This window comes from Chitinophaga sp. OAE865 (assembly GCF_040546735.1).
In the GTDB taxonomy this organism is placed as follows: domain Bacteria; phylum Bacteroidota; class Bacteroidia; order Chitinophagales; family Chitinophagaceae; genus Chitinophaga; species Chitinophaga polysaccharea_A.
Map to the genome: position 1 here is coordinate 6,470,985 of NZ_JBEPOF010000001.1, position 25,987 is coordinate 6,496,971.

The following is a 25,987-nucleotide window of genomic DNA, read 5'->3' on the forward strand; positions in this document are numbered from 1 at the left end:
AGTGTGAGTATATCTACATCTACCATTCCTCCAGGTAATCCAGGTCTTTATGAAATGTTTCCTGCATGCCGGTAAGCGACCAGAAAGCCAGTGCCAGGCATATCACGCCAACGCTGATACCGGCATGTATCAGGGAGCCGTTAAAAAGCACCTGCATAAATTGAAATAGAAAAGTGAGCGGCACTACTGCGCCACGTACAAAATTTGGAACGGTAGTGGTTACCGTTGCGCGGATATTGGTGCCGAATTGTTCGGTGGCAATGGTCATAAAAATTACCCAATAGCCCACAGAAAATCCCAGCAGCGCACATATCCAGTAAAAGAGCTGCAGGCTGATGCCCGCAGCCAGGAAATAAATACTTACCGCCGCCATACAGCAAAACAGGTACACATACACCACTCTGATCCGGCTTTTCAATAGCTGGCTGAGGGCGCCGCTGAAAATATCTCCTACCACCAGTCCGCCATAGCACCAGGCCACTGCGGCACCCGCATTCACATTGCCTTCAATATGCAGCACCTTACCAAATTCCGGTGAAAGCGTGATCAGTACGCCTACCACAAACCACAGCGGTACGCCAATGAGGATGCAGCGCAGGTATTTAAAAAATCTCTTACCGTTGGTGAAAAGCGCCAGGAAATTTCCCCGGTTCTCCGATTGCTTCGCTGCGCCGAACATACCCGATTCTGCTACCCCAATACGTAGCAGCAGCAACAAAAGCCCCAGACCCCCACCAATAAAAAAAGTGGTTCTCCAGTTGAAATGCTGTGCTACAAAATAAGCCGCCACGGCGCCGCTGATACCTACGGCGGCTACAATAGTAGTGGCATAACCTCTTTTTTCTTTAGGCATTAATTCCGCGACCAGGGTAATACCGGCGCCCAGCTCACCAGCCAAACCAAGGCCGGCCACAAAGCGCCATAACGCATACGCCCATACGCTGTTTATAAAACCATTGGCGATGTTGGCAACAGAATAAAGGAAAATAGACCCGAAAAGAACAGACAGCCGTCCTTTCCTGTCGCCCAGCACTCCCCACAGGATACCGCCCAGCAACATACCTGTCATTTGTACATTGAGCAATAAAATGCCCTTGTCTGTTACCTCCGGCCACGCAGCCCGATCGATTCAAGACTGGGCACCCGCACGATGCTGAACAACAACAGGTCGTAGATATCCACAAAATACCCGAGAGATGCGACCACCACTGCGGCGAGTATGGCGCCTTTGTTTGACTGTTTCATATTTGTCATCTGCTATAACTTATTTCCTGTCAAGAGAAAGTACCTGCCCGTCTTTCAGCAACACCGGCTGCAACACCTCATAAGGCAACTCCTGTACGCTCATATTACGATCCAGCGCAAGCGCGGCGGCAGTGCCGGCCGATTGCCCCAGCACCATAAATACCGGCTCCATGCGGATAGAGCTGTAAGCCACATGCGAGGCAGACAAGCATACCGGAACCAGCAGGTTACCGGCTTCTGAGGCTTTGGGACGTAATGAACGGTAACTGATCGTGTAATAAGTGTTCTTCTGTTTACCATAGCTGCCTTCAGCATGTACCCTTCCCTCCGCATCTACTACGCGGGAAACATAATGGCAATCCAGCGGATAAGTGGCCACTGCCACCGCATCTTCTACTGGCTCTTCGCCGTTGCAGTTCTTTTCTGTCATCACATAATCGCTCACCATTCTTCTCGCTTCTCTTACATACAGCTGTTGGGGAAAGTTGCCGTTATCAGTAAACTCATCTTTGGGTAAACCCCAGCGCTTCATTTCTGTGCGCAGGGAATCCGGCACCCGTGGATCATTGCCCAGGAACCAGAGTAAACCCAATACATAGTCTTTATGCATTTGCGCAATTTTGCTGCGTTCTGCATAGTTACCTTCCGGCCAACCGTAATTGGCGCCCACAAAATCAGCCTGGTTGGTATCCGTTTTCCTGTTAGGCATAGGCGTGAAAGAGATAATATTTTTCAGCATATAGCCAGGGTTCATTTCCAGCATGCGCGCCAGGAATTCATACCAGAGCGGCTGGTAGCCCGCAGGTTTTACAATGCTGATCCTGTTGGCCGGATCGTCGGTCAGCGTCATACGATAACAATACGATTGTGTGCGGTGATCGCCTTCCCCGTTGGCTCCCGGGATCTTCGGTTCCAGGAACGGCAGCACACCGGAGGAAGGATCACCTTTCTTAATATAAGGATCGATAGAACTGTTCCCTTTACCGATAATATCATTGAGCTTAATACCATTCAACGTTTCATTATACACGCTGTTTGCCTCCCTCCCGGTAATGCTGGAAACACCGGCAGTTGCCATCAGGTCTCCTTCGTAAGTAGCGTCTATAAAGATCTTTGCATGATAACGATGGCCATTCTCCATCTGAATGGAAACAATACCGGCGCCTTTCTTCGTTACCCCTTTTTTCAGCAGCAGCCTTTCTTTGTATACCACTGTCACACCGGCTTCCTGTAACATTTTTTTAAAAATATTTTCCGCTACGCGGGACTCATACACCCACTGCATTTTCAGGGAGTCGTTCTTACCGGAGAAAGTGCGTTTTTTGGAGCGCTCAAAAAACACATCCCTCGACTCGCTGCGCCACGCACTACTATCACTGTAGTAAGTATACAGGCGCTGGAAAAATTCCCGGGTAAGCCCGCCGGCGCTCCTGAAATTATTCAGGTCGGTGGCCGTAAGGCCCGAAGTGGCCACACCGCCCACGTGAGCGGTATTACTGATCAGCAATACCTGTTTATTCATTTTTGCGGCCTGTATAGCCGCCATGATGCCTGCAGGCGTTTCACCATACACACATACGTCCCAGCGCTGCTGGGCCGGTAACCGGTTGCCAGACAGTATAACGATCATTACTACCAGGCTGCGGATAATTGAAGTCCTCATTTTCATCATTATTTAAGCATGAGTATAGCCGCATGAACAGGATACATCCTGTTCATGCCAGCCGGAAAAATTTTTCTGATCAGTATCCCGGGTTCTGTTCCAGCAAAGGATTGGTGTCCATTTCCTGCGACGGGATAGGGAAAAGCGTGTCTGATTCCCTTACAGTGATAGTAGGATCCTGTGCATTCATGGCCTGTTTCAGTTTACCGGTGCGCAGCAGGTCAAAACGCCGTTGCCCTTCAAAAGCAAATTCAAGTCTTCTCTCTTTCAACACAGAATCCTGGAACGCAGCGGCACTCAAACCTCCCGCAAGATCCCTTGCAGAAGGCGCATTCAGTGGCAGGCCATAGGCGCGTCTTCTCACCTGGTTAAATGCTTCCAGCGCTTCTGCACTTCCGGGGCTCGACATATACAACGCTTCTGCAAACATCAGCAGCACGTCGGCATAACGGACAATGTAATAGTTATTACCACCATCGTTCACATTCAGCGCCGCAGGATCTTTAAACTTGGCCACGTAGTAAGGATTTTTAATCGTGGCAGGCGCTTTGGGATCTGTAGTATAGGAATACTTTATCACGTTTACATCTTTCCTGAGATCCCCTTCAGGGTAAGCATCATAATGATTTTTTGTAACCGGGTTATCGCCGTTGCCGCCAAACCCCGGCCGTTTATCAAATGAAGGACGGTAAAAGCCCGCATAGCTGCTGGGGATATTACCGGAACCGCTGAGGAACTGCACTTCAAAGATGGATTCAGTTTTGTTTTCATTGGCGATCAGGAATACATCCTGGTAGGAAGGCCAGAGCGAATAACGGCCCGGCGCCATCACTTTTCTTGCTTCTTCCACGGCTTTTGTATATTCCTTCCGGGTAAGGTATGTTTTTACGAGCATGGCCATGGCAGCGCCACTGGTGGCCCTTCCCGCATTAACCGCATCATATGTTTCCGGTAAGTTTTCTTCGCCAAACCGGAAGTCGGCAATGATCTGGGCATATATCTCTTCTGCTGAAGATCTTTTTATGGCAAGGTTATCCAGCGAAGTAGTAGGCTGCAGCAACAACGGCACTCCTCCGAAAAGGCGTACCAGGTTGAAATACATCAGCCCCCGCACAAAACGGGCTTCTCCCTGCATGCGTTTCTTTTTTTCAGTGCCAACGGCGGTCATCGCACCAATATTTTCCACCGCTGCATTGGCACGGTTGATCACCTGGTAGGAAGTGCTCCAGAACTGGTAGAACAGGTTGGTGCCGGCATCAAAATTGAATTTATCCAGCGCCGTTTTATCGGTGTTGCTGGTATTGCGGCCAAATCCCCATTCGCAGTCGTCTGTTCCCTGCGACTGTATCACTTCCATAAACTGGTTATACAGGTAAGAGCTGGTCAGGCCGGAATACACAGCATTAACGGCAGATACGGCATCTGCTTCCGTTTTGTAAAAATTGTCTGTGGTGTAAGTGCCTTCCGGAACGCCGTCGAGCTTGGCGCAGCCCACTGCCGCCAGCGTAAAAAATATGATGATGAAATAAACTGCAGATCTCATGACAAATGATTTTGATTAGAAGCTGGCATTGATACCAAAAGAAATCGTGCGCGCATTGGGATAAGCGCCGGAATCGAAGCCGGGACTTACATTGTCCGACCCATAACGGCTTACTTCCGGATCAAGCCCCGAATAGTTCGTGATGGTGAACAGGTTCTGTACATTCACATATACTTTAAGCCCCGCGAGTTTAATGCGGTGCAGTGTTTCCTTCGACAGGTTGTATCCTAACTGTACTGTTTTAACCCGCAGGTAAGAGCCGTCTTCCACCAGCCGGTCCCAGGAACGGGAAGTTGGCTTTACCGTAGTAGCGCGCGGAATATTGGTGTCGGTATGATCAGGCGTCCAGCGGTCGAGCGTAGTAGTGCTCTGGTTTTGCAGGCCGGTAAGATTTTCCAGCGTAGCGGTATTTACGTTATACAGTTTGTTGCCGTAAACGCCCTGGAGCAATACCATCAGGTCAAATCCTTTCATGGAAAAAGTATTACTGAAACCGAAAGAGAATTTCGGCTGGGCATTACCCAACAGCACACGGTCGTCGTCGTTGATCTTTTTATCGCCATTCACATCCCTGAACCGGATATCGCCTGGTTTCGCGGTTTTCTGAGCCGAGGCATCCACTTCTTCCTTCGACTTAAAAATTCCATCGCTGGCAAAACCAAAGAAGGAGCCCAATGGCTGGCCTACCTGCACAACGGTGCTCTGGTTAGGGCCCTGGCCTGCGAAAAGGCGGTCGACACCGGCGAGGTCCAGCACTTTGTTCCTGTTGAAAGAAATATTAAAACCTGTTTCCCAACGTAAGCCCTGCTCTATGGGAGTAGCGTTTACGGTGAACTCTATCCCTTTATTCTCCACCTGTCCCCTGTTCTGCAATGAAGTGGAGAAACCCGATGTAGTAGGAATTTTCACATACAGCAGCAGGTCGCTTGTTTTTTTGTAGTATACATCCGTGATGAAGTTGAGCCTGTTGTCAAAAAATCCCAGCTCAAGACCAATATCCGATTGCGCGGTGGATTCCCAGCGCAGATCAGGATTCCCTACCTGTGAAGGCATAAGCCCTATCACGTTCACCCCGCCGATGGAATAGTTGGCTTTGCCCATCAGATCCAGGGAAGGATAATTGCCTATACCGTCCTGGTTGCCCGTAAGGCCATGGCTCACCCTTAATTTCAGGTTGCTGAAAACATGCAGGCTGCGTATAAACGGCTCCTGGTCCAGCTTCCAGCCAACGGCTACTGAAGGGAAAAAGCCGAAGCGGTTGTTTTTTCCAAAACGGGAAGAGCCGTCGTACCTGCCTGTAAGCGTGAGCAGGTATTTATTTTTGAAGCTATAGTTGGCCCTGCCCAAAAAGCTGAGCAGCGCCCATCTCGCAATGCTGGAAGAAGAAGGCTGTACAGCTGCCGCATTGCCCAGTGCGTTGGTACCCAGGTTATCGTTCAGGAAGCCCTGTGCTTCAGCGCCTAGCGACTGGTACGAAGAGCTCTGCTGGGTAAAACCACCAAGCAGGTTAAGCTGGTGCTCATCTTTGTTCAGGTTGTAGGTCAGCGTATTTTCATTCAGCCAGGTAAAGGTTTGGTTGGTGGATACGGATGCATTTCCGCCCACCTGGGAACCTGAGTATACCGCCTGCGGAAGATAAATATCATTGCGTGCGAAGTTTACATCAGCGCCCCAGAGCGTTTTGAAAGTAAGTCCTTTAACGATGTCTATACTCGCATACACATTTCCCAGCGTGCGGAAAACGTTATTAAAGTTCTTGTAATTCCCGATCAGCGCCACGGGGTTATCAAACGGCGCGCCCTGGTTATTCAGCTCCGTAAAACTTCCGTCCGGCTGGTAGATGGGCAGATTAGGCGCCGTAGTGGCCATGGTGAACAATGACCCGCTGTTCACCCGGTTGGTGCGTACATTACTGATGGTAAGACTGCTACCCAGTTTAATATTATCCCGGATATCTTTATCGAGATTAGCCCGTAACGAATACCGCTTCAGGTCAGACGCCCGCACAATTCCCTGCTGATCGAAATAATTGGCTGTAACGAGAAAACGGGTCTTCGGATCCCCACCGGAAAACGACAGGGAATAACTCTGAATAGGAGCCGTTCTGAAAATGGCATCCTGCCAATCGGTGGTAGCAGGGGTTTTGCTGAGGTCATACAGCTCGGGGCCGTTTTCAGCAATACTCGCCTCGTTGGCCAGCTGCTCAAACTGCGACGCATTCAGCAACGAATATTTTTTAAGGATGTGCTGCGTACCGTAGTAAGAATCAAAAGTAATGCGGGACATGCCACGTTGTCCGCGGGAAGTGGTGATGAGCACCACGCCGTTGCCGCCGCGGGAACCATAGATAGCCGTGGCAGATGCATCTTTCAAAATCTCAATAGATGCTATATCGGTAGGACTGATACTGTTCAAAGGATTAAGCGAAGTACCATCACTGCCCTGGTCAGCAAATACCGGCACTCCATCAATTACGTACAAAGGTTCATTGCTGCCGTTGATGGAGTTGCCGCCGCGCACACGAATAGAAGACCCTGCGCCGGGCATGCCCGAGTTCTGTACAAAGGTAACACCGGCCACCCTGCCCTGCAGGGCCTGGTCCACAGAACGGATAGGCGTTCCATCCAGCGTTTTGGTGTTCACTGAAGCGATGGCGCCGGTTACATCTCCCCGGCGTTGTGTACCATAACCTACTACTATGAAATCCGTCAGCGCCGTGTTTTCCATTACAAGCGTTACCGCTAAGGTTTTCCGGCCGTTCACCGCCACATCCATCGCCTTGTAGCCGATCATGCTGAAATGCAGTATGGCTGTAGGCGGTACCGACAACACAAATTCACCGTTGTCGTTTGTAACAGCTCCTTTTGAAGCGCCGGGCACCGAAACGGTTACACCCGGAAGGGGCTTTCCATCCGCATCTGTTACTCTACCGCGTACCTCAATGGCGGGATCGGCCGCCACGGGCGCTTTTTGCTTTACAACGATAGTTTTTCCCAGGATGGTGTAAGTCAGCTCAAATGGCCTGAAACAAAGCTCTACGGCTTCCTGCAGGGTACCTTCCGAAATATCGACATTTACCCTTTTCGACTGGTCGAGAAGAGCATAGTCGAGGAAAAATACGTAGCCGGATTGCCGTTCGATTTTCCTGATCAGGTTTTCGAGCGATGCGTTTTTTTCATGAAGCGTGACCTTTTGCGCGTAGCTGCTGGCGTGGACCTGGCAAAAGCATGCCAGCAAAAGAAAGTATGTCAGTTTCATAATGAGCCTGATTTTTCTGCCTGGTAACAGGCGGAATCGCCTTGTAAAAGGCAAATGTTTCCCGTTCAGGTTTTTGACGAGACCTGATAATTGCATAAATTCGATTTGTTTAGGTGAGATAATCAATCTTTCATACACGGAATATTGTAATGATAACCTGGACATAACGGAGGTGGTAACGACACCTCCGTTTTTTGGTTATATTACCACTGCTGTCATTTCATAAGTGGAAATAGTTGGTTGTTTTTAATGATGAATAATAATTGTATCGCCTCTCATGGAATATGGAATATTACTTAGTTCAAGTATTTTAAGCGCCTCGCTCAGCTTCACATTCCTCGGTATTTTACCCCAGAACTCCCTTTTAACAATATTGCCTTCATAACGGACCTCCACATTATACCATCGCTGCAACTGCCTCATTACATCGGTTAGCGGCGCCCTGTTAAACTGGAAGTAGCCTTCTTTCCAGGAAACAGCTTCCTCTGTATCTGCCCGGCCTGTAACGATGTTGCCATCTGCCTCCCAGCTGGCCTGCTGCCCCGGGACAAGGCGAACTGTTTGCGACTGATGGGTCACTTTCACCGCGCCCTCCAGCAGGGTGGTTTTTGCATTCGCTTCATTCGGGTAAGCCATCACGTTAAAGTGTGTGCCCAGCACTTCCACCATACCATTGCCTAACTGCACTTTAAAGGGCATATTATCCCTGTGCGCCACTTCAAAGTAGCCTTCGCCGTTAAGTATTACGGTACGTTCTTTACCATTAAAAGCCGTGGGAAAACGAAGGGATGATGCTGCGTTAAGCCATACCAGCGTGCCATCCGGCAGTTCTATTTTGAACTGGCCGCCCCTTGGTGTAGCGAGGGTGTTATATACCACGGCAGCATTGGTTGCCTGGCCTGCATCATACTTTAACTGCCCGTTTATCCGGATCACTTTTGTGGCGCCCTGGCTGGGAATCGCATCATTTACAGTACTGTCCAGTATGATGGTGGCGCCATTGGCCAGCGTAAGACTTGCCTTGTTTCCCCCAGGCAATACATCCCGGTGGGCTTCCACCAGGGTAGGTACCGGCCTTGTATTCTTTGTTGTGTGGTAATATTGCCAGCCGGCAGTAGCAATCGCCAGCAGCAGCACCGCCGCTGCCGCTACAGGTAGCCACTTTTTATAGAAAGAAACCACTTTTACCGGTTGTGTGGCAAGAAGAAGTTTTTCCTTTACCCTCTCCTGCCAGGAACCTGTGTGCCCGGTTGCGGGCCGGCCAAAGGAGGCATTCATTTCTTCCAGCAACACGCGGTTGGAAGCGTCCTGTTGCAGGAAGTCGAGCAGCTCCGCGGTTTCAGCGGGAGTACAGTTGTTATCCAGAAAACGTTGCAGCAGTTGCCGGTAATGATCCTTTTCCTTTGACATGTATCAGTTTTATGCATGCGGTACGTGGCCCCGCTTTTATTATATACTGTTGCCGGAAAAAAAAGGGTGGGTAGGTTGATAAATAAATTTCATCATAATATGTAGCCTCTTAAAAAACGTGCATCAAAAGCAGCACGGCCAGGGAAAGATCCCCATGCCGGTAGAAATAGGCCTTGATATCCTTAAGTGCCATCACCATATGTTCTTTCACGGTATTGCGGGAAATGCCCAGCTCCTTTGCTGCCTCTTCATAACTTTTGCCCTCCTGCCGGCATAATGTAAATACCCTTTGACGCTGGTAAGGCAACTGCGTAACTGCGTTGTTAAGCATCTCCTGGTACTGCGCCCAGAGCGTTTGGTGATAGGGCGATTCCGTTATTTCGCCGATGCGCTGCATGATCCGGAGGCGGGTAGCTTCATCGGAAGCATTCTTTTTAAGGAAAGTAAAGGTTTTGTTACGGCTGATCTTATAGAGATAGGCGGGAAATGATTGCGTAGGATCAATCCGGTCACGAACTTCCCATATTTTCAGGAATACATCCTGCACGATGTCTTCCGCATAGGCAGGCACTTTTACAAAACGCAGCACCCATCCATAGACGTGCGCACTGTATTGGTCGTACAGCTGCATATATGCGGCCACATCCCCTTTCCGGAGCCGCTCCAGGTATTCTGCTTCAGTGTTCGTGGAATCCCCCATTTGGCTATAAATGTAATAAAATTGGCACAAACCCACTTTCTTTTGACACGAATGCCCCCCTTTGCAGAACGTAAAAAATCAGACATTTAGAAAAAAATAAAATGAATACCACCAATAACAAGCAACTCATGCAGTTTATATTCCGGGAACTGTCAGAAGGCAACGATGAGCCCTTTCTTGACGCCATGGCAGACGACATGCAATGGACATGGATGGGCTCAGGTCCATGGTCCCGGACCTTTAAGGGCAAACAATCCGTTCTTGATGAGTTGTGGGCTTCAGTAAGAACTACCCTGAAACCACCCTATAGAACAGTGGCGAACCAGTTTATTGCGGATGGCGATTACGTAGTAGTAGAAGCCATCGGGCAAAATACCACACCTGATGGAAAAGTATACAATAATAAATACTGCTGGGTATGCCGCCTCTCGGCCGGCAAGCTGCATGAGCTGCGGGAATATATGGACACACAATTGGTAACGGAAACATTCCGGGGAAATGGATAAATCTGAAAATTCCGGGACAGGAGCGCAAATTCGTATGATAAGGAGTAAATGAAGGATAAGGAAAGCAATATTTCATTATAAAGTCTATAGCCAACCAGCATCTATCCACGTACTGGTAGCTCTTTGCGACAACAAACACCAGGGAATTGTAAAAGTGCCTGGTGTTTGTTGTCGCCGGAAGCCGATACATTGGTGCCGTGTAGTTTACTGCGCCACCTTAATCTCATAATCATCTGTCAATCCATACTCATACAGATCATACTCATTCCCGGGAGGCTGGGTTTTAATATTATACCATTTACCGGGATCCACCAAACCGGGAGCCGGCTTGTTATAAAAGGGCCCTAAAACATTCTTCAAACTGCCAATTACGGTGACCTCAATCTTATTCGTTCCTTTTCTTACAAATTCCCCGATGGCGAGTGTGTTAGGTTCGGCAGTGATCACACCTGCAAACACATCATTCACTTTTACAGCGGCCACCGTACCTTTCCACTTGCCCAATTCCACGGCATATGATTTAGCCGGCGTATCTGCTGTAAATGTTTTCGTATAGGTAACACCGTTACCATATAAAGGCAGGCCCTGCTTATTCCAGTAATCCAGCTGTAATGGCTGTGGCTTAACAATGCCCCAGCCCTGCGTTGCGGCTTCCAGGTTAAAATCACCTAAGATATACACCGGTTCAATTTCTGCATAAACGCTCATAGGCGAAACTGTAATGGCCAATTCATTATCCCCGGCTTTTACATAACGGCCTATCCGGTATACGCCGAAAGAGCGATCCAGCCACCACTGCCCGGGTTCATTTTTGATGGCTACACCATTAATTTTTACATCATGCCAAAGCCCTGGTTGTTCTGTTACGGCTTTGAACCCGCTGACGTCAACACCATCTTTCACCGTAAAATGATAAACAGCGGTATATCCCGTTCCGGTAGAAAAAGTATCGCGCTTAACGATCGCATCTTTAAACTGGGTGCGGTTATTCCATGGATTGCCTACACCATCTGCAAACCCATGATGTTTAAAGGCAGTATTGGAAGCCAGGCCAACATGCATATGTGTATAAACAATATCCGGCCGCTGCAGATGAAGATCGCAGAAGTCAATTGTAAGACTGTTATCCGACGATCTGCTCACAGTTGTCGTAGAGGCGTTTACGATAGTCCATTTCCCCGGTGATGCAGCCGGTTTATAACCCGATAATTTTTTATCCGCAATAAAGAACATCCGGCTACCTGCAGGCGGAACATCAAAGCTGAAATGCACATCCTGGCTATGTTCTGAATAGCTATAGCGGGAAATATTCCCGGTGTTCAGGTCCATCTGCAGCACATCCCGCCCCCGCATACTAATGGCCCCTGAAGATGTTTCCGTCATGCTGGCATTGGTGAGTAGTAGCAACTCTCCATTGGCCAGCTTACGGCGCTGGTGATAAATATTGCCACCTCTGTTTTCAATGCTAAAGTCCTTATTATGAAACAACGCCTTCAATTCATCCCGGTTTACTTCATGGATCCTCTCCAGCTGTTTGATAGCAGCAAGTTCCTCATTAGCAGCACCGTCTACCAAACGCAATTGCTCAAAACAAATCACTTCTCCCCCACCGGCAACAAATGCTTTCAGTAAACGGAAAGTAGCGCTGTTGATACTTTCCATCCCCGGTGGTATCACTACCGTTTTATATGCCCGTTTTCCAATTACAAAACTATTTCCATCCACACGTCCGTTATCTTTGATGATGTTTTCTGAACCGAGGTCATACTCCAGGTAGGATCGCTGCATCATGGTCACAAAATCGTTAAACCGCTTGGTGATATCGAAGAAACGCTTATGTTCCGCATCCCTGGCGTAGTACATCCAGGCAGAAGTAGTGGGCTCAATCACCAGGATGTTGTTGTATTGCTGCCCCTGGGATAACAGGTAAGAAAGACGTGTAAAGTAATGATTCATGAAACGGTAATAGGGCCACCATGGTTCATGATAAGAGAAGCTTGGCGGATAATCATATTTACGTGCACCCGTTAACGTCATGAACGATAAGTGCTGGTTCAGGAAGTTCACCCCCAATACAAACTCCCAATCAGCCAGGCGTTTCATATCCTTAAAAGTAAGCTCCCAACCGGCGCCCCCATAGGTTTCAGACAGGGTGCGTGTTTTACCCAGTTGGTTAGCTACGCTTCCCAGTTCACGCACCGCGCGGATATTGCCAAACTGCACGGGCTTATCTTCATTAAACTGGTTAAACAACATATCAATACCCGGCATCTGGTGCCATGCATACATGGCCATATTATCCGGGCCATGATAAGGACTTGGCCAGCCATGTTCCCAGTAATGCCCGGTCCATGTAAGCTGATGATCCTTCATATAGGCGTACACGGGTTTAGACCAGCGGTCAACAAACAACTCCAGTAACACCTGGTAGTAATTATGGCGTACCCGTTTCCAGTCGCCCACTTCTTTAAACAACGACGGCAAATGTAACCTTAGGTCATAATGCCAGTCCTGGTAAAACCGTTCGAACAGATCTGGGGTCCAGCGTACACAGTTACGCCCTTCATTAATGATGGTAGGCTCATCAGAAAAAACGCCTTTGATCGTCTTCCCAAATTCTTTACCAACCACTTTTTCATACCCTTTATAAGTAACGTCAATAAATTTATCCGTAACGCCTTTCGCCATCAGGTCTACATAAGACACACCAATGGGGCCTGCTACCGAGCCGCGGTTCGACCTTTGATAATTTACTTTCCTGAACAACTGGTAATGCCCTCTCTTTCCGGCTTCTTCCTGTACATGACCGGTAATATCTTTATAAACTCCTTTTTCTTCTTTCAAACATAAAAAAAACGGGGAAACATCCGCGGGCAACTGCGTGGTATCTTCCATATACAACATTTGCCCCTGGTTGTAAGCTTCAGGCATTTGCTCTCCTACCAATCCACCGGCAAAACCGGTGGGATAAGAGTTCTCATCGTAGATCCAGATATTAAGCCCCAGCTTTTTCCCTTGCTGTACGGAATATTCAAATAAGTTGAACCACTCTTTTGACAAATATTCGGTAATCAGCCCCGGCCGGGGATGAATGATGATGCCACCAAAATCATTTTTCCGGTAGTCATTCAGCATGGAATCGATGTTGCTTTTGGTGATCTTCGTATTCCATACCCAGAATGGTACCGTTCCATAATCCCGGCCAGGACTTTTAAAACCGGCAGCTACCTTTTCAAAGCGTTCTAATGGCTGCTGTGCTTTTACACCGGAACCAACAAATACAGCAACGATAGTTAAAACACGAAACAGGAATTGGCAGATGCTCTTGTGCATAGGTTATTATTTATTTTCAGATTTATGACTGTTATCCAATACGGTGCGTGTAACAATACTTCTGCGGCCGGCAGGAGTAATAACGACGGTTTTAAGGGTAATGGTTTTCCCCTTGGGAACGGTGATAGTTACCGGTGCGGTGTATTCGTGATCATAATCACCCGGAGGCCGGTTGTTCAGCGTGTAATAGATCCTGGCGCCCTGTACCGGCGGCTGCGCTACCTCAAACCGGAAACTGCCGGTTGCAATAGTAGAATCAGTATAATTAAAAACCGTGGGCACACGGTAATTGATACCGGCTTTGTCGAAACGCTCCAGGTGCAATGGTAATGCTGTGCCGGCGAAACGAGGATAGGCCTTTGCCGTTTCATCCGACCATCCTGTTTCGGCCAGCGCCAGCATACGTGGAAGCATCATATATTGGAGCTTGGAAACATCAGGAATGTTTTCTGTCCATATACAGGCTTCCACGCCCATAATATGTTTACGTTCTTTTGCAGACAATGAAGAATATTCGGGGTTATATTGATACGCTTTCCAGGCCGGCGCATCGCCGCCATGACTGGAGGGTTCCTGGTCCGATGTACTTTGGGCATAATCAAAATAAAGCCCGTTGCCGCCCGGCGCCAGCACTATATCAAGCCCTTTCCTGATTTGCGAAATGGCGGCCTTTTCGCCAAACCTGCTCATTATTGTAATACTGTCTTTCACATCACCTTCTGCTACTTCATCCCAGGCAATCAGTTTTTTATGTTTGGACTGAATGATCTTATTCAATCTTAAAATAAAATAGCTTTGCAGTTCATGGGTATTTTTGATATGATGCATTTTCATAAAGGACTGCACAGCGGCATCTTTCTCCCAAAATCCTTTATAACATTCATCTCCACCGATATGAATATACAGGTAGGGAAATAATGCAGCTACCTCTCCGAATACTTTGTCGAGAAATGTATACACCCGTTCATCAGTGGGATTGAGTGAATTGTCCTCATACATTTCATAGCTGCCATTGGGAAACCATTTGGCAAAACTGCTGCCGGGGTTTACTTTAATATCTTTATTACGTGTTACGCACAACTCCGGATATGCGGCAATAGCGGCCATTGAATGGCCCGGCACATCAATTTCCGGCAGTATTTCAATATGTCTTTCGGCCGCATAGCGGATGATATCTTTCACCTGTTCCTGTGTATAGAATCCTCCATCAGTGGCTTTTTCGCCGGGCTGGGGCGGTAATGTATTTCCTCCAAATTCAATACGTGGCACACGCCAGGCGCCCACCTGTGTTAGCTCCGGGCAGCTTTTGATTTCCAGTCGCCAGCCCTGGTCGTCGGTAAGATGCCAGTGAAAACGATTCAGCTTATAATAAGCCATCATGTCCAGCAGGTCTTTGATCTGTTCTACTGTAAAGAAATGCCGGGAAACATCCAGCATCAACCCACGGTAACCAAAACGGGGAGCGTCTTCTATTGTAACGCAGGGAATAGCAACAGCTCCGTTCGCTGGTTCGGGGAATAATTGTAATAAGGTTTGCATACCATAAAACAAGCCCACATTGCGGCCTGTAAGAGTAATGCCGGCAGGTGTTACCGATAACCGGTAGCCTTCATCCGGTAATTGTTCTGCACCATTGGTAGTAATAACCAGCCCTCCATCTCCTGTGGTACCCGTTGCTACTTTGTTGTTAAATTTCCAGCGACTAAAAAGCTGGCCGGTGAAATAATCAACAGCATGCTGCTCTTTCACATCGGTCCGGATCAATGTGCCAGCATTGAAAATAAAACTGCCGGTATCCGTTTTTACGGAGCGCGGCATGGGGATCAGCGCTGGCCCAGCCTGTTGCGCGGCGCTGTTCCCGGCACAAAAGCCAAGTAAAGCCAGGCAGCAGGTATATATCTTTACATATTTGCTAAAGTACATCACTGATAATTGTCGTAAACTATTTTCACTTTATAAAAACAGGCGCCGTTCACTATTCTTGATCCCTGCCATTGGCCACCTGATGTATAGAAATCAACTGTGCTGGACGACCAGTTATTGAGCGAACAACTCACTGCAGGGCGTGGATTTTTATTGGCATCCGGGCGCACCAGTACAATTTGTCCGCTGGGTTGATTTCCCATTCCTTTCACAAAAGTGAGATTATTGGTAGGGGCCATGGAAAAGGTTTTCGTAGTTTTATTGAAGACGTATTCCCCTCCGTTGGTAGTAACCCACAGCAAATTAGTATTGCCGTAATACGCGCTTACTTCATGCCCCCAGGCAGTGGGCAATGTAACCCGGTACTGTTTTAATTCGGTCAGCTCCGGGTTGGCATCAGTGCCACCAACTGCCAGCGCTGTGAGGATATGCGCATTGTTGGTTAAATCCTGACCCGTAACCCATAATCCATTAATCACGGGGTCCCACAGCACGGCATGTGCTGCACCCAAAGTAAACTCCGCATAGGTATTGTTATCCGCACCCTGCGAAGCAGCATACACCCTGATCCAGTTACCATCAGAAGCTGCCAGGGCGATATTGCCGTTGGGCAGCAGTTCTGCCGAATGCAGGTTGCCACTGATCAATTTTGACCACACCCGCTGCCCCGACGGATAAGCTATCAAAGCAGCCATACCGTTATCGCTGATAGCTGCATAAGTGGCGTCCTGCCGGGTTTTCATTTTCCGCACTTTAAAATCGGTACCACCTCCGAAGCTTTTGATTTCATTGGCGCTGAAACCCAACCCTGTGGTGGGCGACCAGGCCCACTTTTTTGCCTCTGTGGTGTTCCAGTCTGTCACCATCGGATCATACAGCTCTATCTGTTTAGAGGCGTCGTTGGTTAATGCCAGTTGTAACCCCGGGTAAGGAACCGGGGTTACAACTGGCGGGTTAGTTGGAGGACCGGGAGTATCTGCTCCCTGTTTTTTACTGCAGGCCATTTGAGAAACAACCAAAGCAACTGCAACACCTGACAGTATTAGTCTTCTTATCATATCAATAATAGTTTGGATCGAATGCTTTCGCTTTATAAATAGCAGCTCCGCTTACGGTACGGGAACCGGCAGCAGCGCCAGTGCTGGCATTATAAAAATTAACCACGGAAGTGCACCAGTTATTGCCAGGAGCCAGCGGGCATCCTGAGCTGGGTTGTGTTTCTATTAATATATTCTGATCCGGCTGACGGCTAACGGATTTTACAAAAGTTCTGAATGCCGCTCCTGGTATGGAGTCGAAGGTACCGGTGGAAATATGGAAAGTATACACACCTCCATTGGTACTAAGCAACAGCTGATCCGGGTTATCAGGGTTAGCAGAAAGGTCGTGGCCCCAGGCGCTTGGCAAACTTGGATAAGTGGTATCTAAACGCAGCTTGGGATTGGTAATGGTCCCGCCGGATCCGGGGGGATTATAGCTATATTTTCTCAGCTGGTTTCCCAATGCCCAAAGCACCTGGTGCGTATTGTCCCAAAGCACCCCATGAGCGGAGGTGAAATAGTACTGCGTATTTACTCCATGATTGGGCGAAGGCTGCGATGATGAATAGATACGGATCCACCCCTGCGGCCATTCTTTGCCCGCACTCGCTACCACGCAATTGCCATCAGGCAATATTTCCATGGCATGCAAACTGGTGGTGTCATTAAAACCCATTACCCACAGTTTTTCTCCCTTTAAACCGGTGCCCGTATAGCGCGCGATAGTAGCCAGCCTGTATGAAGTGGCGGTGATCACCTGCGCGGTATTCGCAAACACTGTATTATTCCTCACCTTAATATCGGTGGGCGCAGTCCAGAGCGGTAATTCACTGGTGGCATTGTAAGACAATGCCGTGCTGGGTTTCCAGCTCCACTTCCTTGTAGTGGAAGTCCAGGAAGCATCAGCAGGATCATATACCTCGATGGTATTTCCTACTTCGTTGGTAAGCGCCACCCAGCAACAGGTAGCCAGTTCTGTTTTGGGCTGTACTTTTCCCGCTGCCTCTTCCGGGTGTTGCAGCTGATCTGCCTGCCGGGAGCAGGAAACTACCGTTAAAGCCAATACAATCGCCATCCAATTCACACAGGTAGATCTTAAGCAGGCGTTACCTGCTTTCATCATAGTGTTTTGCATGAGGGTGAGTTTTTAGTGATTAGTAACCTGGGTTCTGCGTAAGTTTATCGTTTAGTAATATCTCTGCATTTGGTATCGGGAACAGCAAGCGGTCCTGTGTAACATTATAGCTGCCCGGCTGCAGGTAACTGTACTGCGCTTTTTGTTTAACGCCAAAGGCATTCATGATGGTGATGGCGTTACCGGTACGTACCAGGTCCAGCCAGCGCTTATTTTCAAAGGCCAGCTCCACGCGTCTTTCCTTTAAAAGAATGGTTTGTAACGCCACCTGGTTAGTAGCGGTAATGTTATGGGTAGCGTCGCCAAAAGCACGTTCCCTTACGGCGTTCAGGTAAGGCAATGCTTCGCCTGATTTGCCTTGCTGGTTCAGGCTTTCCGCCAGCAACAGCAGCACTTCCGAATAACGGTACACCGGCCAGTCGTCGTTGGTTTGGTTACCGATCGTATGTGCGTGCAGGTATTTCTTTGGAAACGGCCGGCCTACTTTGCCCGGAGGCGCTACATAACCTACTACTGACTTAACAGCGGTTGCGGTAAAATCATCTGTGGCATTGAAGGTGCCTTCAGCTATAGCGATAGACGCATCCAGGCGCTGATCGCCTGCTTCATAGGCATCGATCAGGTCTTGCGTAGGCGTATTAAAACCGCCAACGGTGGTAACACTGTTGAAGTTTACACCGGTTACTACGGTAGTATTCACCATGCGCGGCAGAAAGTTGTAGATAGAAGCTTCCGTGTTGGCCTGCGGTACTGCCAGCCCGGTATTGAACTGGATCTCAAATACAGATTCCCTGCCGTTCTTGTTAGCCAGTTCAAATGCATCCCCATATTTCGGGAACAAGCTATAACCCATGGCTGTTACCTGTTTTAAGGCGCCTTCAGCGAGATCATATTTTTTCAGGGTAAGATATACATCTCCCAGCAGGGTAAGCGCTGCGCCTTTGGTAGCACGGCCGGTTTGCGGGAAAGAAGGCACGCCCAGCTTAGCCACCGCATCGGTAGCATCAGCAATGATCAGGTCATACACCTCCTGTACAGAAGCGCGGGGAATATAGGTTTCCTCACGGCTAAGCGGTGCACGCTTATAAATGGGCACGCCGCCATAAAAACGCACCAGGTCAAAGTACACAAGCGCACGGATAAATTTCGCCTGGCCCAGGATGGAATTACGGCTGGCATCCGATAGTTTGATATCGTCAATATGATCAATGATCACATTGACAGCTGATATCGCATTGAAACCAAGATTCCATTTCGGAGGCGTCTGGTTATTATATTTATCATCCAGGAAATCGGCCACCGCCAATCGGTTCATGGTGGCTACTGCCTGGTCGGATGATTTATAGTCGTAGTGCGTATTGTCCGAACGCATTTCTCCCATTACCCAGGCGCTCCTGTTGTTATACATTCCGCGTAACTGGGCGTAGGCGCCGTTCACGGCCAGGTCATAATCGTTCTGGGTTTTAAAATAACTATTCAGGTTTACATTGTTCGGATTGACTTCATCCAGAAATTTTTTACAGGATATAGCTGCCAAACTCAGTACCACTAATATTATACAAGAGATCTTTTTCATTTTTACAGATTTTTAAAGCCCAAGGTTCAAGCCAAACGTAAATGTTCTTTGCAGTGGATAAGCGCCCAGGTCCTGTCCCTGCTGTGTCACAAATGCGAGTCCGCCGGCGCTCACTTCCGGGTTGCCCGGGTAACTGGTGAAGATGTATACATTTTGTGCAGACGCATATACTCTTAAACTCTTGATAACAGGTGTCCTGAATTTTCTCAGCGTATACCCGAGCGCGATATTGTTGATAGTGAGATGGGAAGCATCGTAAACAAACAGCGTATTATCGGTGCGATAAGCCGCAGTAGTATTAGCCAGTGTACGCGCTACCTTTCCGTTACCCGGATCGGCCTCGGAGCGCCAGCGGCCCAGCAGTTCCGGCGGACCATTGAACACACCATCCAGGTTATAGGTACTTTCCTGCATACCGTTTTTCAGTTTGTTGCCATAGGTGCCCGATACAGCAATGTTCAGATCAAAATTCCGGTACTGGAAGGTGTTGCTAAGGCCAAATATAAATTTGGGATTGGGATCACCTATCACGGTCTGATCATCCGGGAAAGTAATTTTTCCATCGCCGTTCAAATCCTTAAACCTTACTGTTCCTGCCTGAGAGAGCGTAGTAGTACCGGTTCCATAATACTTAGGCCCGGCATCTGCCTCCGCCTGGTTTTTGAAGATGCCATCAAATACATACCCGTAAAACTGGCCAATAGGCTTGCCAACAAGGGTCCGGTAATCGGTGAATTCTGATAACGTAGTCGTCGGATCAGCAGCAAAGGAAATATTATTTAAACCGATCCTTTTAACCAGGTTGCGGTTAAAGGAGATATTAAAGTCGGTGTTCCATTTAAGTTTCCCGGTAAGATTTTTTGTACTTAATGTAAACTCATGTCCCCATTGTTTAATATCGCCCAGGTTATCCTGTACGGTGGAGAAGCCGGATGACTGCGGAACAGGCAGTACAAATAACAATCCGGTGGTCATCTTACTGTAATAGTCGTAAGAGAAATTAATCCTGCCATCAAACAATCCCAGTTCCAGGCCCACATCAAACTGCCGGTTGCGCTCCCAGGCCAGGTTCTGATTACCCAAACTGGTTTGCACTTTACCCGGGGCCAGGCCGCCTGAAAAAGTATAATTGGAAATACCAATATTAGCTATACTGGAATAGTTACTGTTAGGACTGCCACCCATTTCAGAATTACCGGTTAAACCGTAGGAAGCTCTTAATTTCAGGAAGCTCAGGTTGGATACCTGTTTAAGGAAAGGCTCATCACTTACTATCCAGGCGCCGCCTATAGAAGGAAAAGTACCCCATTTGTTGTTGTCGCCGAAACGTGAGGATCCGTCTCTCCTCAGGGTTGCCTGTAAAAGGTAACGTTCCTTAAAGCTATAGTTGATACGTCCCAGGAAGGAGGCCATTGTCCAGGCAGAAAAACTGGATGTATTGGTAGTAAACCTGGTGGCTGCGCTTAAAAGGCTAATGCTGTTATCCGGGTAGTCACGGCCTACCATATCGCTTAAAAAACGGGTTGACCGCTGAGCCGTAAACCCTGCCAATACGCCTAATGAATGATCTTTACCAAACTGCTGCTGGTAGTTCAGCGTATTTTCATTCAGCCAGGTATATTCATTAGTGATCATTGATTCACCCAAAGCAGTATTATTGCCCGGTGGCGGATTTTCTATAGGTATGGCGTTAAAGCCTCCCATGGAAGTGGATGGAATAAACCTGTTGCGGGTCATATTGCCAAGATCGGTGCTACCTGATGTGCGGAAAGTCAGATTATCGGTAAGCTTTATTTCTGCGAACACATTGGCCAGTACGCGTAACCGGTTAGCATCGTCTTTTACTTCAAGTAATTGTCTTAACGGGTTGGCCCATACAAACTGGTTGGTAAACCCTGAAATACCCAGGGCCAGTGACCCATCCGGGTTGTAGGGAGAGCCCATGGTAGGTATCATGGAGGCGGAAGCAAAAATGGCCCGCTGCCCATCCACGTTAAAACCGGTTCCCTGCCTGTTGTTATGATCCATCTGGAAAGACGGCGCAACCCCAAAGCCCACCTTTACGCGTTTGCTGATGTTGAAATCACCATTGGCACGCAGGGAGAAACGCTTATAACCGGTGTTTAACAGGATACCCTGCTGGTTAAAATAACCGCCCACCAGGCTGAAAGCCGCCTTGTCGTTACCCGTATTGATAGCCAGGCTATAGTTCTGCACAGGAGCGTTCCTGGTGAGTACGCTGAACCAGTCGGTTCCCTCTCCGTATTGTTCCGGGTTTTGATACACAGCTGGTATACCACCGGTATATCCTTCGTATTTGATCTTGTCTTCATAAAAACCCTTCATGTAAGTAGCCAGCTGGGTGGCGTTCATTACAGGCGGTATCAGTTCCCGCATCATGGAGGCAGTACCGTAGTAGGAATTGAAATCTATTTGTGTAGCGCCGGCTTTTCCTCTTTTGGTAGTGATGATGATCACTCCGTTGGCGGCACGTGAACCATACAATGCAGTGGCTGCGGCGTCTTTCAGAATGGTAAACGACTCAATTTCGTCGGGGTTAATATTATTGATATTGTCCGGATCTCCTATCATCGGTTGCCCGTCTACTACTACCAGCGGGCGTACGTTGGAGGTAAATGAGGCAGCGCCACGTATGCGTAGGTCCATTCCCTGCCCGGGGCGGCCGGTGGTTTGCGCCACCTGTGCACCTGGCAGTTTGCCCTGTAACCTTTCAGCAAAGGTACCGGTTGGCTGGTCTTTCATATCGCTGGCAGACAGCTTTGACACCGAGCCCACAATTTCACGTGTGCTTTGTTTACCATAAGCTACTACCACTTCGGTCAGCTGTGAAGAGGTTTGTTCCAGCTTTACATTGATAACAGCCTGTCCATTGATGGGCACTTCTTTTGGTGTATAACCAAGATACGAGAATATCAGTACGCCGTTTTCATCCGGCACATTGAGCGTATAGCTACCATCCGCCTGTGTGGCGGTTCCCAGTTTGGAGTTTTTAAGTCGTACCGCCACTCCGATCAATGGCTCACCATTGTTGTCGGTAACGCGGCCTTTGATAGGAAAGGCTACCACCGTTGGCGCGGGGCTACGCGTTACCACAATGGTGTTTTCACGAATCGTATAGGTAAAGGGCTGATTGGCGAAGCTTTTCTTTAGTACTTCTTCCACGGTGGCATCGGTTACCTGCATGGCTACCGGTTTGGCATCCTTTAAAAGGTCCACATCCCACAATACATTATAACCGGTTTGTTTACGGATCTGGCGGAATACTTCCCGGAGAGTGATTTGCTTTGCCGACAGGGTTACCTTCTGGGCATAACTGGCGGCGCTGACTTCCATTAACACTGCGATCATTAAAACAAGGGTCAGTTTCATCATCAACAGGATTTTTTTATACGTGGCGGCGGCTTTTACCGGGCGCACGTCAGGTATGTAAAATTTCATTACATTTGGATGTTTGAGTTTAATAATCAGATAACTGTGGCTACAATGACTTTAGAAACTTGTCTTTCACAGGGTAAGCTCAAACTGTCCGGGGGCGCTGGAACGCTCCCGGTTTTTTATTGCTTCCCTTTTGTGCAGGTGTTTTATGGCATAACGATGATCCTCCTTCCTTCTATTTTAAAGTGAACGGTACCGGTTAATTCAAGCATACTTAATACTTCCGTAACATTTTTTGAGCGCGGTAAACTACCGCCGATTGCTTTTCCTGAAACATCGCCCTGGTAGCTCACTTCCACATTATACCAGCGACTGATCTGTTTCATGATGCTTTCTATTTTTTCATTATCAAATAAGAAATAGCCGTTTTTCCATGCAATAGCCGCCTCTGTATCTCCCTCTTTTACATTGATCTTACCGGAAGCCCTGTTTAATATGGCTTCCTTGCCAGGCGCCAGCAAAGCATCTGCTTTTCCGCAACCTACTTTTACCGAGCCTTCCAGCAACGTAACAATATGCTGCTGCTCATCCGGGTAAGCATTTATATTAAAATGTGTTCCCAATACCCTCACTGTCATTGGCGCGCCCGATGCCCCGTTCACCGTTACATAAAACGGACGGGATTTGTCTTTAGCCACTTCGAAATAGGCTTCACCGGTAAGCGTTACGTTTCTTTCGTTTCCGGGAAATGAGGCAGGGAAACGCAGGGAAGAACCCGCATTGAGCCATATATTGGTGCCATCCTGCAACGTGATCCTGTACTGACCGCCATAAGGCGTAACCAGTGTATTATAAACAACGTCGCCGCCCATATTACCGCTTAGTGTATTATACAACAGGCTTCCGCTGTCGGTTTTATTTACGGCCGCCTTGCCCTGTTGGGATATGACACCGTTCTCCGCGTCTTCCAGCACTACCTTATCACCATTGCCCAACATCAGAATGGCCTTATTACTACCGGGAACAATAGCGTTAACTGCTTTGGCAATAGCGGGTTGCTGTGTGGGCTGCTGTTGCTGCTGATAATAAAAAAATCCGGCAAGCCCCAGTATTACTGCAATACACGCCGCGGCAGTTATATAATACCAGCGTTGCTTTGCAGCATTGCGCCTGGTTACAGGTACATTGATCTGCTGCTGCAAATGCAGTAGCATACGCGCGCGCACCTCCTCTTCTTCATACACATTCTCCGACAACCACTCCACCTCTGTTTCGTTATGATCCTGGTACCAGGCCATTAACGTTTCCTCTTCCTCCGGCGTAATGGTACCGTCCAGGTATTTTTCGATCAGGTGATATATGTTGTTCTTCAACGGACAGATTTTATGGTTATGCAAAGAGGTACCATGAGCAGATCTTTTACCCTTAGTGGACAGATAATTTTTTTTGAAAATTTTATTACACCAGGATCTTACGCTGATAGATCCCGGCAAAAGCGTGGCTAAGGCCAGATTCATTGCTCTTCATAACATGGACATTACATAAACACTATGGCTACATGGATATGTACCACAAGCATATCTGTTACCCTTAGTGGGGGCAATATTTTTTTTGAAATTTTAACGGAGGAATGTATAGGCGAGTATAAGCACCCACAAATAGGGGCGGTTCAACCTGAGCTTCAGTACTTTTAATGCTTTGGTAAGATGCGCTTCCGCCGTTTTCTCGGCAATCCCCATTCTTTGTGCAATCTCGGGAATACTCAATCCTTCTTCCCTGCTCAGTTTAAATACCAGGCGGCATTTTTCGGGTAAAACGTCTACAATACCATTAATATGCTGCTGCAGGAACCTGCTGTAGATCTTTTCTTCATCCCAGCTGGTTAACAGGGGATCGGCGGTCTGTTCTTTTATTTCATTCCTCCGTTTCTGCCGCACATATTGTTTGAAAACAGACAACTTTACGGCAGTGGCGAGATAGGCGCTCACATGATCAATATAAAGCTCATCCCGCCTGTTCCAGAGGCCGATAAAAACTTCCTGTACAATTTCCTCTGCAATGATCTTATCCTTGCTGTGATGATAGGCGATGGCCAGTAATTTCTTCCAGTAACGATGATAAATTTCGGCAAAAGCATGATTGTCGCCCCCGCGTAAGGACGCTATCAATTCTACATCAGTTTGTGCCTGGTACCGATTCATGCGTTTGGGAATGGTCCACAAGAATATAAAAATAAACCGAGCTTTATATCAGTACATCAAAAGATAATAAAAAGGAAATATGATGGCTGATCTTCTTATTCATTCACCGGAAAAATATAATTATCCCTAATATCTTAAAAATACTATCCCGAAAATACATCGATTACTGTAATTCACCACCCAGTTTTTTTCGCTGCCCGATATACAGCCCGGCAACCACCATCAGGGTACCGGCTATAGTGTATAGCGTTATAGGCTCATCCAGCAGCCACCAGGCATAGAAGAAGCCAAAAAGCGGGCAAAGGAAAAGCCATAGGGAAGCCTTTACGGTGTCTATTTTCAATAAGTAGAACCAGCAGATCAGACCGGTCACAGAAACCGCCAGACTTAACCACAATACGGCATAAATAAACCGGTGATCCAGCTGCACGGTGGAGAAATCACTGAAAGCAAGGGTAAACGGCAGCAGGAAAACGCCGCCCAGTGTAACCTGCCAGCCATTGATCAGCAGGTTAGGCAACGCCCATTGAATACGTGCATAATATACACTGGCAAAAGAGATCGCTACCATGCTGGTCATCAGTATGGCCAGCCCTCCCAAGCTGGTTCCTCCGCTGTGGAGCAAAGGATAGGTGGCCAGCCCTATGCCGGCCATCCCGATCACGATGCTCCATAGCTCCGCCTTTTCGGGCCTGCGCCCCATCAGCCAGGAGGAAAGCAACACGATCAGTAATGGATTGGTGGAGGTAGCAAGACTACCAATTCCGGCGGCAATATATTTCATGGCATAAACATACAGGCCCAGGTAAAGCGTAGTATTTAAAAAACCAAATATGGCCAGTTGCCGCCATTCCCGGAGAGTAGGCATACGGTAACTTTTATCCCTGCTCACCAGGTAACAAAAGCCCAGTAAAACAAAGCCTGCAATAAAAAAACGGACATTGCCGAGAACAAGCGGAGGCGCCGAATGGATGCCTATCTTAGTTGCTACAGACGCCGATGCCCATAACATCGCGAACAGTAAGCCGGTAATTATGTTTTTCACGCGGCAAAGATAA

The 25,987-nt window shown here is 48.1% G+C and carries 17 protein-coding genes; 1 reads left to right on the forward strand and 16 read right to left on the reverse strand.

Features of this window, described 5'->3' with window-relative positions; all coding sequences use genetic code 11:
* Positions 1-19: 19 nt before the first annotated feature.
* From ABIE50_RS25830 to ABIE50_RS25860, 7 genes are all read right to left on the reverse strand, one after another.
* On the reverse strand, positions 20-1,069 hold the full coding sequence (locus tag ABIE50_RS25830) for an MFS transporter (protein WP_354028175.1): 1,050 nt from the start codon (positions 1,067-1,069) through the stop codon (positions 20-22).
* Between the two features lie 32 nt (positions 1,070-1,101).
* Positions 1,102-1,245 (reverse strand): hypothetical protein, encoded by a 144-nt coding sequence (locus ABIE50_RS25835; protein ID WP_354028176.1) that lies wholly within the window; start codon positions 1,243-1,245, stop codon positions 1,102-1,104.
* A 19-nt stretch (positions 1,246-1,264) separates the two neighbouring features.
* Positions 1,265-2,908, reverse strand: a complete 1,644-nt coding sequence (locus tag ABIE50_RS25840) for an FAD-dependent oxidoreductase (RefSeq protein WP_209865330.1) — start codon at positions 2,906-2,908, stop codon at positions 1,265-1,267.
* Between the two features lie 79 nt (positions 2,909-2,987).
* The gene (locus tag ABIE50_RS25845) at positions 2,988-4,451 is read right to left on the reverse strand and encodes a RagB/SusD family nutrient uptake outer membrane protein (protein ID WP_209865333.1); all 1,464 of its coding nucleotides are present in this window, start codon (positions 4,449-4,451) and stop codon (positions 2,988-2,990) included.
* Between the two features lie 15 nt (positions 4,452-4,466).
* Entirely contained in the window at positions 4,467-7,709 is a 3,243-nt protein-coding gene (locus ABIE50_RS25850; RefSeq protein ID WP_209865336.1) for a TonB-dependent receptor, read from the reverse strand.
* Between the two features lie 246 nt (positions 7,710-7,955).
* Entirely contained in the window at positions 7,956-9,119 is a 1,164-nt protein-coding gene (locus tag ABIE50_RS25855) for a FecR family protein (protein ID WP_209865338.1), read from the reverse strand.
* A gap of 109 nt (positions 9,120-9,228) precedes the next feature.
* Positions 9,229-9,819 carry an RNA polymerase sigma factor gene (locus tag ABIE50_RS25860; RefSeq protein WP_209865341.1) on the reverse strand — a complete coding sequence of 197 codons (591 nt, stop codon included), beginning with the start codon at positions 9,817-9,819 and terminating at the stop codon, positions 9,229-9,231.
* Between the two features lie 101 nt (positions 9,820-9,920).
* On the opposite strand from ABIE50_RS25860, the gene ABIE50_RS25865 reads away from it, so the two are divergent.
* On the forward strand, positions 9,921-10,325 hold the full coding sequence (locus ABIE50_RS25865) for a nuclear transport factor 2 family protein (RefSeq protein ID WP_209865344.1): 405 nt from the start codon (positions 9,921-9,923) through the stop codon (positions 10,323-10,325).
* A gap of 204 nt (positions 10,326-10,529) precedes the next feature.
* Here ABIE50_RS25865 and ABIE50_RS25870 read toward each other — a convergent pair whose 3' ends face one another.
* The 9 genes from ABIE50_RS25870 to ABIE50_RS25910 all read right to left on the reverse strand — a co-directional run bounded on the left by ABIE50_RS25870 (position 10,530) and on the right by ABIE50_RS25910 (position 25,974).
* Positions 10,530-13,658 (reverse strand): glycosyl hydrolase, encoded by a 3,129-nt coding sequence (locus tag ABIE50_RS25870; protein WP_209865347.1) that lies wholly within the window; start codon positions 13,656-13,658, stop codon positions 10,530-10,532.
* Positions 13,659-13,664: 6 nt separating this feature from the next.
* Positions 13,665-15,581, reverse strand: coding sequence for a beta-N-acetylhexosaminidase (locus ABIE50_RS25875; RefSeq protein WP_209865350.1), 1,917 nt, complete (start codon positions 15,579-15,581; stop codon positions 13,665-13,667).
* Entirely contained in the window at positions 15,581-16,639 is a 1,059-nt protein-coding gene (locus ABIE50_RS25880; RefSeq protein WP_209865353.1) for a DUF6528 family protein, read from the reverse strand. Before ABIE50_RS25880 ends, ABIE50_RS25875 begins: the two co-directional genes overlap by 1 nt.
* Position 16,640: 1 nt before the next feature.
* The gene (locus ABIE50_RS25885) at positions 16,641-17,756 is read right to left on the reverse strand and encodes a DUF6528 family protein (RefSeq protein WP_209865355.1); all 1,116 of its coding nucleotides are present in this window, start codon (positions 17,754-17,756) and stop codon (positions 16,641-16,643) included.
* A gap of 19 nt (positions 17,757-17,775) precedes the next feature.
* The gene (locus tag ABIE50_RS25890; protein ID WP_209865358.1) at positions 17,776-19,332 is read right to left on the reverse strand and encodes a RagB/SusD family nutrient uptake outer membrane protein; all 1,557 of its coding nucleotides are present in this window, start codon (positions 19,330-19,332) and stop codon (positions 17,776-17,778) included.
* 12 nt (positions 19,333-19,344) lie between these two features.
* Positions 19,345-22,791 (reverse strand): TonB-dependent receptor, encoded by a 3,447-nt coding sequence (locus ABIE50_RS25895; RefSeq protein WP_209865362.1) that lies wholly within the window; start codon positions 22,789-22,791, stop codon positions 19,345-19,347.
* 143 nt (positions 22,792-22,934) lie between these two features.
* Positions 22,935-24,101, reverse strand: a complete 1,167-nt coding sequence (locus tag ABIE50_RS25900) for a FecR family protein (RefSeq protein WP_209865365.1) — start codon at positions 24,099-24,101, stop codon at positions 22,935-22,937.
* A gap of 246 nt (positions 24,102-24,347) precedes the next feature.
* Positions 24,348-24,929, reverse strand: coding sequence for an RNA polymerase sigma-70 factor (locus ABIE50_RS25905; protein WP_209865368.1), 582 nt, complete (start codon positions 24,927-24,929; stop codon positions 24,348-24,350).
* A gap of 163 nt (positions 24,930-25,092) precedes the next feature.
* A complete protein-coding gene (locus ABIE50_RS25910) occupies positions 25,093-25,974 on the reverse strand; it encodes a DMT family transporter (protein WP_354028177.1) in 882 nt (293 codons plus the stop codon).
* Positions 25,975-25,987: the final 13 nt, after the last annotated feature.